At 62.1% G+C, this 13257-nt stretch carries 10 protein-coding genes; 5 read left to right on the top strand and 5 right to left on the bottom strand.

Features of this window, described 5'->3' with window-relative positions:
* The first annotated feature begins 27 nt into the window (after window positions 1–27).
* Window positions 28–234 carry a hypothetical protein gene (locus N554_RS0107440; protein WP_029582893.1) on the top strand — a complete coding sequence of 69 codons (207 nt, stop codon included), beginning with the start codon at window positions 28–30 and terminating at the stop codon, window positions 232–234.
* Window positions 235–314: 80 nt separating this feature from the next.
* Here the strand turns inward: N554_RS0107440 and N554_RS0107435 are convergent, their stop codons facing one another.
* Entirely contained in the window at window positions 315–1673 is a 1359-nt protein-coding gene (locus N554_RS0107435) for a M23 family metallopeptidase (RefSeq protein ID WP_029582892.1), read from the bottom strand.
* A gap of 100 nt (window positions 1674–1773) precedes the next feature.
* On the bottom strand, window positions 1774–2481 hold the full coding sequence (locus N554_RS38030; protein ID WP_081851161.1) for a peroxiredoxin: 708 nt from the start codon (window positions 2479–2481) through the stop codon (window positions 1774–1776).
* Between the two features lie 220 nt (window positions 2482–2701).
* On the opposite strand from N554_RS38030, the gene N554_RS0107420 reads away from it, so the two are divergent.
* A complete protein-coding gene (locus N554_RS0107420; RefSeq protein ID WP_029582889.1) occupies window positions 2702–6415 on the top strand; it encodes a YhdP family protein in 3714 nt (1237 codons plus the stop codon).
* Window positions 6416–6433: 18 nt separating this feature from the next.
* Here the strand turns inward: N554_RS0107420 and N554_RS0107415 are convergent, their stop codons facing one another.
* Both N554_RS0107415 and tyrS read right to left on the bottom strand, forming a co-directional pair.
* Complete coding sequence (locus N554_RS0107415) at window positions 6434–7681, bottom strand: MFS transporter (RefSeq protein WP_051677366.1); 1248 nt, start codon at window positions 7679–7681, stop codon at window positions 6434–6436.
* A 54-nt stretch (window positions 7682–7735) separates the two neighbouring features.
* On the bottom strand, window positions 7736–8989 hold the full coding sequence (gene tyrS / locus N554_RS0107410; protein ID WP_029582887.1) for a tyrosine--tRNA ligase: 1254 nt from the start codon (window positions 8987–8989) through the stop codon (window positions 7736–7738).
* A 164-nt stretch (window positions 8990–9153) separates the two neighbouring features.
* Between tyrS and N554_RS0107405 the strand changes: the two genes are divergently transcribed.
* Window positions 9154–10257, top strand: a complete 1104-nt coding sequence (locus N554_RS0107405) for an anhydro-N-acetylmuramic acid kinase (protein ID WP_029582886.1) — start codon at window positions 9154–9156, stop codon at window positions 10255–10257.
* A gap of 93 nt (window positions 10258–10350) precedes the next feature.
* Window positions 10351–11025, top strand: a complete 675-nt coding sequence (locus tag N554_RS0107400; protein ID WP_029582885.1) for a glutathione S-transferase family protein — start codon at window positions 10351–10353, stop codon at window positions 11023–11025.
* Window positions 11026–11107: 82 nt separating this feature from the next.
* Here N554_RS0107400 and N554_RS0107395 read toward each other — a convergent pair whose 3' ends face one another.
* Window positions 11108–11755 carry an alpha/beta hydrolase gene (locus N554_RS0107395; protein WP_029582884.1) on the bottom strand — a complete coding sequence of 216 codons (648 nt, stop codon included), beginning with the start codon at window positions 11753–11755 and terminating at the stop codon, window positions 11108–11110.
* Between the two features lie 326 nt (window positions 11756–12081).
* Here N554_RS0107395 and N554_RS0107390 point away from each other — a divergent pair, with 326 nt between their 5' ends.
* Window positions 12082–13245 carry a cysteine desulfurase family protein gene (locus N554_RS0107390; protein WP_029582883.1) on the top strand — a complete coding sequence of 388 codons (1164 nt, stop codon included), beginning with the start codon at window positions 12082–12084 and terminating at the stop codon, window positions 13243–13245.
* The last annotated feature ends 12 nt before the right edge of the window (window positions 13246–13257 follow it).

Here is a 13257-nt window from a genome sequence, read left to right as displayed (position 1 = left end):
TGCTGTTTCGTCCGGCGGAAAAAGCTGATGCTTGCAAGCGCGCAGCTGAGTTGCGAAACGTCCCGCAAAGGAAACCATCAGCGGGAGAACGATGCCGGCTCGCATGCGAAGCCTCGTTGCCTTGACGGGTTTGCCACGCCGGCAGCACTGATCGTGACCGCGGTGAATGCGCAAAAGAAATATGATCCAGGTGCGAGTGATGCCGAGATCAAGATCGGCAATATCATGCTGTAGAGCGGTCCGGCCTTTTCCTATGGCATGATCGGCTCGACGGGCAAGCTGCCCATTATTCGAGTTTCAGCCGGATCTTAGTTTCAGCCGGCACTGAGGCGCACGCCGGCGCGCAGGAATTTCTGCGGATCGACCGCTTCGCCGTCGATCCGGGTTTCGTAGTGCAGATGCGGACCGGTGGATCTGCCGGTCGAGCCTACAGCGCCGATCACCTGTCCGATCTTGATCGGATCGCCAACCTTGACGTTGATTTCCGACAGGTGACCGTAGCGGGTCAACAGGCCGTTGCCGTGGTCGATTTCCACCATGCGGCCGTAGCCGCCGGCCCAACCCGATGACACTACTTTCCCGTTCGCCGTCGCCCGTACCGGGTCGCCCGACGCTGCGCGGAAATCCAGGCCGGTGTGCATGGCCGGGCGGCCAAGGAACGGGTCATTGCGAACCCCAAAGCCGGAAGTGAATTCGACTACGCCGATCACCGGCTTGCGATACGGCACCAGCGCAAGGGTTCGGTTGAGGCGATCCACTTGGGCGCGCGTGACATTGATCCGGTAAAGCTGGCGCTCGAAGGCGCCGGCGTCCGGAGGAAGTTTGACCGGCACGAAGGGGCCGCCCATGGCCGCGCGCGGCGCTCCTTCCACCTGCGGCATATCAAGGCCGAGGTCGGTAAAGACGCCGCGCATCCGGCGCACCCGCAATTCCATGCTCTCTTCGACCGAACTGAGCGCCGCCATCTGGCGGCGTTCGACCTGATCGAGCGAGGTCTGCAGGCGGACCAGGACGCTGTCGGCGCCCCGGACCTTGGCAAACTGATTCGGCTGGGCGTTGGTGACGACGGGCGTGCGCGATTCAAGGCGCGCTTCGCGATCCGGCGGCGCCACGAAAATCACGGTATCGCTGATCGGCGAGGGCTTCGGTGTCCCCGAAGCGGCTGGGTCAGTCGTCGCGGCTCCTCGCAACGGGGCCCTGATCGATCCGGTAGCAGAGGTATCCGGAATGGCGCCGAGCGCTGTGGCACGCGATTCCAGCGTCGTCTGGCGGCGCATGATCTGCTCGAGTTTCTGGTCGAACTGTTCCTGGTCGAGCAACTGGCGACCGGTGGTGCGATCGACCTTGGCGCGCAGTTCGGCGATGCGGTCCTCGTAGGCGTATTGCATCTCTGCCTGGCGGGCGATCAGCCGGGTGAGAACGTCGTCGCGGAAGGCGAAATAGGTCGCGGTCGCGGCCGACCACATGCCGAGCACGATCACGGAGCCGACCACGATCCAGAACACCACCGGACCAAACCGAACCTGCTTGCCGGCGTGGACGAGGGTATAGCCGTCCTGGGATCGCGGTGCTGGGGAGGGATGGCCGGGCCCGGCGCGGCGAGTGGATGCCCTGCCATGGTCATGCGGATGGTGTCGGGAGGGCTCGGAAAAATGACCGGAACGGTACGACATCGGCACTCCCGCGCCGGTCGGAGATGAGTTCCGTACGGCTAACTTTGCGGAGCGGATTTGACCTTCTCATGGTTAATTTTTGGCGAATGGAGCCGGACAACTACAGCGTACGGGCGGCGGCAAGCACCTCGTCGGCATGGCCATCGACCCTGACGTTGCGCCAAATCTTTGCGATTCGGCCGTCTGCCCCGATCAGGACCGTCGTGCGAAGAATGCCCAGGAAAGTCCTGCCATACATTGATTTTTCGCCCCAGACGCCGTAGGCGTCCAGCATCTCGTGCTTCTCATCTGAAACAAGAGGAATAGTCAGTCGGTGTTTATCGCGAAAGGATTCCTGTGTCTTTTGGGGGTCGGCCGAGACGCCGAGTACCGCGGTTTGACTTTCCGCAAAGGCGCCCGCCAGCCGGGTGAAGTCGATGGCCTCTTTGGTGCAGCCCGGCGTGTCCGCGCGCGGGTAGAAAAACAGCACGAGTTTCTTCCCCGAATAGTCGGACAGCGAAACGGTATCGCCGCCGTCGCGAGGCAGGCGGAAGGCAGGGGCCCTTGCGCCCTCGGTCAAGACCGATTGACGATCAGCCGGCGTCTCGGGTCTTTCTAATTTTAACTGTTTTGAGGGGGGCTTATGCGATGCTCTCGCGGAAGCCTTGGCAGCGATGGGCTCCTTTGCATTGGTGGACTTCTTGCCTGACTTGCTCGCTGTCGCCCGCCGGGTTTTCGAAGGCGGTGATTTCGCCGACGTCTTCGACTGAACGCGGGCCGGCTTGCCGGAGGACGCCTTGGTGGATTTCTTGCGCGTTTTCTTGGACATACGCCTTCCTTTCGTCGCTTTCGGCGGAACAATCATAGCGGTATTGCGGGCCTTGTCCTGGCAGACCGGAATCGAGCCGACCGCTGGGCAACTGTGATGGCCCCGGGGTATGGTTACAAGGAATTCGACGCACCACCCGCCCGCTCGTTGAATAGGCTCTCTGGGAATAGGCTCTCTGGGCCAGTTGACGAGTAACTGTATTAATCGAGGATTGGCAGCGATGCCGGCTCAGGAGCGCTCGTTACGTATCGACGAGCGGGGCTTTGGCGGCGACCAATCTTACAATCAGCGCCAGCACCGAGAGGCAATGGCAAGGAATACGTCGCCCCAGGGATCTAGTCTGCGTGCTGACGGCCACCGCTCGCAGTGGGATGATGCCGATTGGGATCAAGACCAGGACGAGGTGGCGTGCAATCGCGCGCGTCGGCTGTTGTCCGGGTCGAACTCCGGCATTCATCGGCTGGGCGACCGGTTCGGAGCGGTGCGCCGCTGGCTCTCCGGTGAACGTTGGGTAAAGCGCCTTGCCATCGCAATCGCGGTCTTGCTGCTGATCTTCGTTGGTTGCTTCGGCGGATTGTGGTGGCGGCTGGGCGCCGGTCCGATCAATCTTGAGATGGCGACGCCGTGGCTGGCGGCTGCGATCGAGGAAAACATCGGTCACGGCAATACCGTCGAGGTGGGCGGCACGCAAATCGAGCGTGCCGGTCGGATCCGTATCGCCGTGCGTATCCGGGATATCATTGTCAGGGATCGCGACCATGTCGTGGTGGCGACCGCGCCGAAAGCCGAAGTGAAGCTTTCAGGCAGCGCGCTATTGATGGGCAGCCTTCGCGCCGAGAGCCTCAATCTGGTGGACGCCGAGCTCGCAGTGCGGATCACGCCGGACGGCACCGTCACCGTTTCCACCGGTGACACCGCACGACCGCTCGCAACCGGCGTCGCCTCGAAGCGACAAACAGCCGGAGTGCCGTCGCCAGGCCCCACAGCGACGACGCCTCCCAGCCCGGTTGCCCCGTCAGGCACTCAATCCGGTACGGCCGCAACGGCGTCGAATAAGGCCGATATGACAAGCGGGCTGCTTGCCGGCCTCGATTGGCTCGACAGCCTGAGCCTGACCGGACTTGATGGGCAGAACCTCAATGAAATCGGTTTGAAGAACGGAAGCCTGATCGTCGACGATCAGCAGCGCGGCAACAAATGGAATTTCGAAAACATCTCGCTCAATCTTCGCCGGCCGAGCGGCGGCGGCGTGGCGCTTAGCGTGGGCGAAGAGGGCAACCACGCCTGGTCGCTTCGGGTCGCGGTCGGACCGCCCGCGAACGGCGTGCGGTCGGTTGACATTCGCGCCGACAAGCTTTCGACCACGAATATCCTTTTGGCGTTGCGGCTAAAGGATCTAACCTACACCGCGGATTTGCCGCTCACCGGCGAATTGAAGGGCGAGTTGGGCCGGGACGGCCTGCCGACCTATTTCCGCGGCAAAATTTCCGCCGGCGCGGGAACCGTCATCGATACCGATACGCCGGATTATCCAATGGAAATCGATTCGGCGGAAATGAGTGTCGAATGGGATTCCGGACGGCGCGTGCTGGTAGCCCCGTTCAAGATCATTTCCGGTCACAATCGGATCACGCTGCTCGCCCATCTTGAACCACCTAACGACAGCATTCCCGATTGGCAGCTCGGCTTCAGCGGCGGCACCATCCTGCTGGTAGGCGTCGATGGTGAACAGCCGCTGATTTTCAACCGCATCGCCATAGGCCTGCGCTTCGACACCGACAAACGGCGCGTGCTGCTCACGCAGGCCGATATCAGCAACGGTGAGATCGGCATCGCCGGAACCGGCAGCGTCGATTATTCGGCGGAGCCGCGCCTGACGCTCGGTTTCGCGGGAACGCCGATGTCGGCTTCCGCGCTCAAGCGCATGTGGCCGATCCTGATCGTTCCGGAGGTCCGCGAATGGGTCATCGAGCGGATCGAGCGCGGCTCGCTTCAGCGCATCGAGGTTGGCGTCAATTCGCCGGTTCGAAACCTTTCGCGGCGAGGGCCGCCGATTCCGGATGACGGTCTCGCGGTCGATATCCTCGCCAGCGGCGTGACATTGCGGCCGGTGGACGAATTGCCGCTGGTCCGCGATGCCGATTTGAGAGCCCATGTGACCGGCCGCACCGCGACGGTGACGATCGCGCAGGCGGCGTCCGATACGCCGGCGGGCCGCAAACTCAACATTTCAGATTTTGTGTTCGAGGTGCCGGATATGGCGCCAAAGCCCGCGCCGGCCAGGGTGAAATTCCGGATCGATGGTCCGGTGCCCGCGGCGGCCGAGGTTCTGGCCTCGGACCGCCTCAGCGAATTTTCCGGCACCTTGATCGACCCCAATTCGAGCAAGGGAACGGTTTCGGCCGTGGTGACGCTCGGGCTGCCGATCAAGCGCGAACTGACGAAGGCCGATACGACCTATGCCATCACGGCCGATCTCAGCGGATTTGCCGCGGATCGCCTGGTGATGAATCAGAAGCTTGAAGCCAATGCCCTGAAGATCGTCGCCAACAATCAGGGCTACCAGGTCAAGGGTGACGTCAAGATCAATGGCCAGGCGGCATCGCTGGACTATCGCAAACCGACCGAAGGCGATGCGGATATCAAATTGCAGGCGACGCTCGATGACACTAGCCGCGCACGCCTGGGACTCGACCTCGGCCCAGCGGTCAGTGGCGCCATTCCGATCAAGCTGATCGGCAAGATCGGAGGCCCCGATCGCGACAGCCGCATGGGCATCGAGGCCGATCTGACCGCATTGAAGCTCGACAATATCCTGCCGGGCTGGGTCAAGTTGCCGGGCAAGTCGAGCCGCGCCGTTTTCAATGTGGTGCAGAAGCCGCAATCGACCCGCCTCGAAGACATTGTCATCGATGGCGGTGGCGTGTCGATCAAGGGATCACTGGAGGTCGATCAAAACGGCGACCTGATGAACGTGAACTTCCCGACCTATTCGCCATCCGAAGGCGACAAGGCTTCGCTGAAGGCCGACCGCAACTCCGATGGTATTCTGAAAGTGACCATGCGGGGCGACGTGTTCGACGGCCGCGGCTTTCTCAAATCCGCCATTTCCGGTAAGGAGGCCGACGCCAAAAGCAAAACCAAGAACATCGATTTTGATATCGACCTGAAGCTCGGCGCCGTCGCAGGCTTCTTTGGCGAGGCGTTGCGCAGCGTCGATTGCAAATTGTCGCGGCGCAATGGGACGATCAGAAGCTTTGCGCTCAGCGGCAAGCTGGGACGCGATACCCCGCTGACAGGCGATCTGCGCGGTCGCGCGCAGGGCCGGGACGTGGTCTATCTCGAGACCAATGATGCCGGCGCGTTCTTCCGCTTCACCGATATCTACTCCAAGATGCTTGGAGGTCAGCTTGCATTGGCGATGGATCCTCCGACGGTTGAACCCAGCGCCAAAGAGGGATTGCTCAACGTCCGCGATTTCGCGGTCAAAGGCGAGGCTTCGCTTGATCGCATCGCCGCGGGCGGACAGGTCGGGGTGCAGAATGGCATTTCGTTCTCGCGATTGCGTGCGGAGTTTACCCGGCACAATGGACAGCTGACGATCCGGGAAGGCGTCGTGAAAGGCCCGGCGGTCGGCGCGACCATCGAGGGCAGCATCGACTTCCCCGGCAATCAGGTGCGGATGAGCGGCACCTTCGTGCCGATGTACGGGCTGAACAACATGTTCGGCCAGCTTCCGATTGTCGGACTGTTTCTGGGCGGCGGCAGCAACGAGGGACTGATCGGCGTGACCTACGAAGTCGTTGGTACGCCCGGCCAGCCGGTGCTTCGCGTCAACCCGATTTCGGCGATGGCGCCCGGGGTGTTGAGGAAAGTCTTCGAGTTCAATACCGGCAAGCAAAACAATCCGGTGGAGTTTCCGCCAAACAACTGACCCGCGTTTTGTTGCTGTCTAGCGCCGCAGCGCGGGCACCACCAGAAACGGGATCATTCCCAACAGCACGCTGACCAGCGAAAACGCGATCAGCGGATTATAACTGTGGGTCCAGTCGTGGATCAGGCCGCCGCCCCAGGAGCCGAACGCCGATCCCAGGCCGCTCCCGATCGAAATGGTGCCGTAGATTGTTCCGACGCGCTCGCCGCGAAAGATCTTCATGGCGGTTGCGGTCAGCAGCGGGCCGCGTGAGCCGATCATGCTGCCGAAGCAAATGACGAAACCCGTCAGCAGCCAAAAGTTCGGGTACCACTGCAACAGCCACAGCATGACAATGCCGACGATTGAAACGGCATAGCTGAACAGCACCGACGGCCTTCGGCCGACGATGCCGTCGAGCCAGGAGACGCCGAGCATGCCGAACAGCAGCACGACGCCGCTGAAACCCCAGGCGGTCGCGGCCTGCAATGGCGGGAATCCCGCATCGATCAGATAGGCGACGACTTGAGCGGCAATCGCATACATGCCGATGGCGGTGAAGAAGAACGTCGAGAACAGTGCCCAGAACGCGTGGTGGCGCATCGCGCTCAGCAAGGTCCAGCCTTCATCGATGAAGTCGCCGGACGGGCCCTTTGCCAGATGCGGCGAACCGGTGGAGAACAAGCGCCACGGCAATACCAGTAGCGGCAACAGCAGCAACAGCGCGGCGGTACCAAAGATCTGATAGGCCCCGCGCCAGCCGTAATGATCGATCAGCATTTGCGACGCAGGCAGCAGGATCAACACGCCAGCGCCGGTCGCGGAATAAACGATGGCCATCGCGGTCGGCAATCGCGGACCGAACCAGCGGCCCAACAAAATTGAATTCGGAACGTTGCCGATAAAGGCAATGCCGAGACCGACGCAAAGACCGAGGCTCAGCTGGAACTGCCAGAGGTGTTGCGCATGCGCCGCGACCAGGAGCGCTCCGCCCAGCAGGAGCAGCCCGAGCGAATAGACCGTGCGCGGCCCCGAGCGGTCGAACAGCCGTCCAACCAGCGGCGCGGCCAATCCGCCGGCGAGCGCCGACAGCGAGTAGACCGACACGACCTCGGCGCGGTCCCAGCCGAAACTTTCCGAAATGGGTTTAAGAAAAACCGTAAAACTCTCGCCGAGGCCGCGGCCGAGCACGGATAGGGCAAAGCACAACGCAAGCACGTTAAGCGCCACGCGCGCAGGTTTCAGCGGCTTGGTCGCGGGAGGTTCGCTCGCGGCGTTCTGGTCCATCACCCCAAGGAACGCTTTTCTGCCGCAAGGAGCAGGGGTCTAAAGCGAATGCGCCTATGCAGGCTTGAGCAGGACGTGGCGCTTTCTGCCGAGAGACAGCTTGATCACACCTTCCGGCGTGAGGTCGCTAAGCTTCAGCACCATCTTCTCGTCCGAGACCGCGACGTCGTTGACGCGCAGCCCACCACCCTTGATCTGGCGCCGCGCCTCGCCATTGGATGCGACAAGGCCGGCCCTCACGAACAGCGCCGGCACGCCGATGCCGGCTTGGAGTTCAGCGCGCGGAATCTCCACCGTCGGCAGATTTTCGGCGATTGCGCCTTCCTCAAAGGTTTGCCGCGCGGTTTCCGCCGCGACCTTGGCTGCATCAGCACCGTGCAGCAGCGCGGTCGCCGCATCCGCCAGCGCCTTTTTGGCTTCGTTGATCTCGGCTCCCTGCAACGCGGCCAACCGTTCGATCTCGTCCAGCGGCAGCGTCGTGAAGAGCTTCAGAAAGCGCTCGACATCGGCGTCGTCGGTGTTGCGCCAGAACTGCCAGTATTCGTAGGGGCTCTTCATGTCGGCATTCAGCCAGACCGCGCCGCTGGCGGTCTTGCCCATCTTCTCGCCTGAAGAAGTCGTGATCAGCGGCGTCGTCAGCGCGTGCAATTGGGGTGTGCCCATGCGGCGGCCAAGATCGATGCCATTGACGATGTTGCCCCACTGGTCGGACCCGCCCATCTGCAGCCGGCAGTCGTAGCGCTGGTTGAGCACAACGAAATCATACGCCTGCAGGATCATGTAGTTGAATTCGATAAAACTCATCTCCTGGTCGCGCTCGAGCCTGAGCTTGACCGAGTCCATCGCCAGCATGCGGTTGACGGAGAAATGCCGGCCGATATCGCGCAGCATCTCGATCCAGTTGAGCCTGGTCAGCCATTCGGCATTATCAGGCATGATCGCGTCGTGCTTGCCCTGGCCGAAGCTCAGGAAGCGCGAGAACACCTGCTTGATGCCCTCCTTGTTGCGCTCGATGTCCTCGATCGAAAGGATTTTGCGCGTCTCATCCTTGCCGGAGGGGTCGCCGACGCGGGTGGTGCCGCCGCCCATCAGCGCGATCGGCTTGTTACCGGTCTGCTGCATCCAGTAGAGGCACATGATCTGTACCATGGAGCCGACGTGAAGCGAGGGTGCGGTGCAGTCGAAGCCGATATAGGCGACGAGCTCGCGCCGCGCCGCCAGCGCATCCAGCGAGTCGGGGTCCGAAATCTGATGAATAAAGCCGCGACTCTGCAGCACATTGAGAAAATCAGATTTAAAGGCAGTCATTTCTGTGCGACTCTGATCATTCTTAGTTCACGCTATTCTTCTGGAAGTCGGAATAATTGGCGGAACACGCTGCCGCCGCCCGGCGCGCTGTGGCATTATAAGATGTGCTTGTTTGACACAAGCCGGGCGTCAAGGGCAGGGCGTCTCGCGAAGGCACAATGGCGATGATGATGACGGCCATCGGTCTGATGAGCGGCACCTCGCTCGACGGGGTTGACGTCGCCGTGATCGAAACCGACGGCAAGCAGGTGAAGGCGTTTGGACCGTCCGGATACCGGCCTTACACCGAAAAAGAGCGCAGTCTCTTGCGACAGGCCCTGGCCGAGGCCGTCAACCTGCCGCAGCGCGACGCGCGGCCGGGCATCCTGCGCGAAGCCGAGCGCGCTGTCACGATCGCGCATGCCGAGGCCGTCGCCACCTTTACCGCGCAGAACCGCATCTCACGCGAGGATGTCGATATCGTCGGCTTTCACGGCCAGACCGTGCTGCACCGGCCGGCACAAAAAATGACTGTGCAGATCGGCGACGCCGTCGCACTCGCGAAGACCATACATATCCCTGTCATGCATGATTTCCGCGCCGCCGATGTCGCAGCCGGCGGGCAGGGCGCGCCGTTTGTGCCGGTCTATCACCGCGCGCTCGCCCAGTCGCTGGAGCGCGAAGGGCCGATGGTCGTGGTCAATATCGGCGGCGTTTCCAACATCACCTACATCGATGGCGCCGATACGCTGATCGCCTGCGACACCGGGCCGGGCAACGCGCTGCTCGACGATTACATGTTCCGCACGATGAGCCGGCCGTTCGACTGCGAAGGCCGCGTGGCGGCCCAAGGTGCCGCGGATGAGGCGTGGATCGCGCGCGCACTGGAGCATCCGTTTTTTGCGCTGGCGCCCCCCAAATCGCTGGACCGCAACGATTTTGCATCGCTGGCGCTGCGCGAGATGCCGCCGGCCGACGGCGCGGCGACCCTCACGGCGTTTACGGCCGCGGCGATCGCCCGCGTCGTTCCGCTGCTGCCGAAGGTGCCGCGGAGCTGGATCGTTGCCGGCGGTGGCGTCCGCAATCTCACCATGCTGCGGATGCTGCGCGAGCGCCTGGCGCCGGCTAGCGTCGAGGCCGCCGATGCGCTGGGCTGGTCGGCGGACGCCATCGAGGCGCAGGCCTTCGGCTTCCTGGCGGCGCGGGGCCTGAAAGGCCTGCCGCTCAGCTATCCCGCCACGACAGGCGTGCCGATCCCGATGACTGGCGGCGTGATCGCCCGGCCCTGATCGAAGGTTCATTAATGCAGTTGCATTGATCTTGACAGTCTCATGCAGATGCATGTAAGTATATACATCTGCATGCAACTGCGAGATATTGATATGGCCGCGCCACTGCGACTGATCAGCCATAAGCTTTGTCCCTATGTGCAGCGCGCGGTGATCGCGCTGAGCGAGAAGGGCGTTGCCTTCGAGCGGATCGATATCGATCTCGCCAACAAGCCGGATTGGTTCCTGGTGATCTCTCCGCTCGCCAAGACTCCGGTGCTGCAGGTCGGCGACACCGCGATTTTCGAGTCAGCGGTCATTCTGGAATACCTTGAGGAAACCCAGCGGAAGCCGCTGCATCCCGCCGATCCGCTCGCACGCGCCGAGCATCGCGCGTGGATCGAATTTGGATCCGCGGTGCTGAACGACATCGCTGGATTCTACGCCGCGCCGGACGAGGCGACATTCAAAGCCAAGACGTTGCAACTCGAACAGCGCTTCGCGCGGTTAGAGGCGCGCGTCGCAGCCTCGCCATGGTTTGACGGCGAGAGCTTCTCGCTGGTCGATGCGGTATTCGGTCCGGTGTTTCGCTATTTCGATGTGTTCGACGAGATTGCAGACTTCGGAATTCTCGCGGGCAAGCCGATTCTTGCGCGCTGGCGCAAGGCTCTCGCGGCGCGGCCATCGGTGCAATCAGCCGTGAGCGTCGACTATCCTGCGCTGCTTCGCGATTTCCTCAACCGGCGCAATTCCTGGCTATCAGGCTTGCAGGTCCGCGCCGCCGCCTGACAGTCGGGGCGTTGCGCGAATTGTTGTCTTGACGCGTTTTCCTTACGCGAACCGTCACGCACTTCGCTCGAAAACGCTTTGGTCAGCGAACGTTGGCGAGCCGCATGTCGAGATAGCCCGTCACCGTTTCCATCAGCGGCTCCAGCTTGTCCTCGAAGAAATGGTTCGCGCCGGGAATGGTCTGCTGGTCGATCACGATACCCTTTTGGGTTTTCAGCTTTTCGACCAGCGTCGTGACGTCTTTCGCCGGAGCCACGATATCCTTGTCGCCGTGGACGATCAGGCCGGACGAGGGGCACGGCGCGAGGAACGAAAAATCGTAGCGATTGGGTTCGGGCGCGATCGAAATAAAGCCTTCGACCTCCGGGCGGCGCATCAGCAATTGCATTCCGATCCACGCGCCGAACGAAAAACCCGCGACCCAGCAGGCGCGCGCCTCCGGATTGATAGTCTGCGCCCAATCGAGCGCGGACGCGGCGTCCGAAAGTTCGCCGGTGCCGTGGTCGAACGCACCCTGGCTGCGACCGACGCCGCGGAAATTGAACCGCAACACCGAAAAGCCGCGCGCTACAAAAGCGTAATAGACCTGATAGACGATCGGATGATTCATGTTTCCGCGAAACTGCGGATGTGGGTGCAGAACCATCGCAATCGGCGCGTTCTTCTGCTTCGCCGGATGATAGCGGCCTTCGAGGCGGCCTGCGGGGCCGGTGAAAATGACTTCAGGCATCAGTGATCCTTGGCAAGATCAACCGACTTTGTGCGAGCTTCGTCTAGCTCTTGCGCTGACGGAACTCGCAAAGAAAGGGGTGATCGGGGCGACGTTGGGCGCTAAGCGAACGGCGCTCGGTGAACTGGAGGCCGGGTTCTAGCATGAGGCGAGGGGCAAAAAGCAAGGGTTTTGAACATCTGGCAGCGCATTCAAGATGTTAGGGATCCGATTGCCGGCAGGCGGGTGGATCACCAATTGCCATAAGATCAGACATGACCGACAAGTTGCCGTCAGCCGCGCTCCCGCGTTCAAAGGCAGGGGCTCTTAAGGTATTATCATACGCGATGCCTGACCGTACCTATCTCGACTGGAACGCGACCGCGCCGCTTCGCCGCGAAGCCAGGGAGGCAATGGCGGCGGCATGGGATTTGGCCGGCAATCCCTCATCGGTCCACGCGGAAGGCCGTCAGGCCCGCAGGCTGGTGGAAGACGCCAGAGTCTCGGTCGCCGGCGCCATGGGCGCCCTGCCTCGAAACGTCGTCTTTACGTCAGGTGGCACCGAAGCCAATGTACTGGGGCTGACGCCTGGGCTTCGCCGAGCTTCCGGGCCTCCGGTGAAAAGGCTGGTGGTTTCGGCGATCGAGCATGCCTCGGTTCTCGCCGGCGGCCGGTTTCCTGCCGATGCCATCAGCACCGTCGGCGTTACGCGTTCCGGCCTGCTCGATCTGGACCATTTGCGTGCCGCGCTCGAGGGTAGTCCTCCGGCGCTGGTTTCGGTGATGCTGGCCAACAACGAAACCGGCGCGGTGCAGCCGGTCATGGAAGCTGCCGAGATCGCCCATGCCGCGGGCGGATTGCTGCATGTTGATGCAATCCAGGCTTTCGGAAAAATACCCTTTGATATCAATGCGATCGGTGCAGATCTGATGACGCTTTCGGCGCACAAGATTGGCGGGCCCAAAGGCGTGGGCGCCCTGATTCTGGCCGAAGCCTTACAGGGACCTGAACCGCTGCTGCGCGGCGGCGGCCAGGAACGAGGGCACCGGGCGGGAACCGAGAATGTAGCGGGAATCGCAGGCTTGGGAGCCGCCGTAAAAGCCGCTATCGGGGCCCTGGAAGGTGATGCAATTCGGCTCGAAAGCTTGCGCAATCGGCTCGAGAGCGGCTTGCGCGAGACGCGGGGCCTGATCGTGTTCTCAGATGACGTGCGCCGGCTGCCGAATACCACGCTGTTTTCGGTTCCCGGCCTCAGGGCCGAGACGGCCGTAATAGGCTTCGACCTCGCCGGTATTGCGGTTTCCTCGGGCTCGGCCTGTTCTTCGGGGAAGGTGCAACCATCCCACGTGCTGGAAGCCATGGGATTCGGCGAATTCGCGCAAGGAGCGGTGCGGCTCAGTCTAGGCTGGTCCACGTCTGACGCGGATATCAATTGCTGTATTGAGGCTTGGCGAAAGCTCTCACGTACCTTACTTAAAGAGAACGACGAAACACAGCTTGAACGGTTCTAAGCAGGTGATTTC

Origin of the sequence: Bradyrhizobium sp. URHD0069 (assembly GCF_000701345.1) — a bacterium.
Lineage (GTDB): Bacteria > Pseudomonadota > Alphaproteobacteria > Rhizobiales > Xanthobacteraceae > Bradyrhizobium.
Note: the sequence above shows the minus strand (reverse complement) of the source record. Positions and strands in the feature narration are given on the sequence as shown.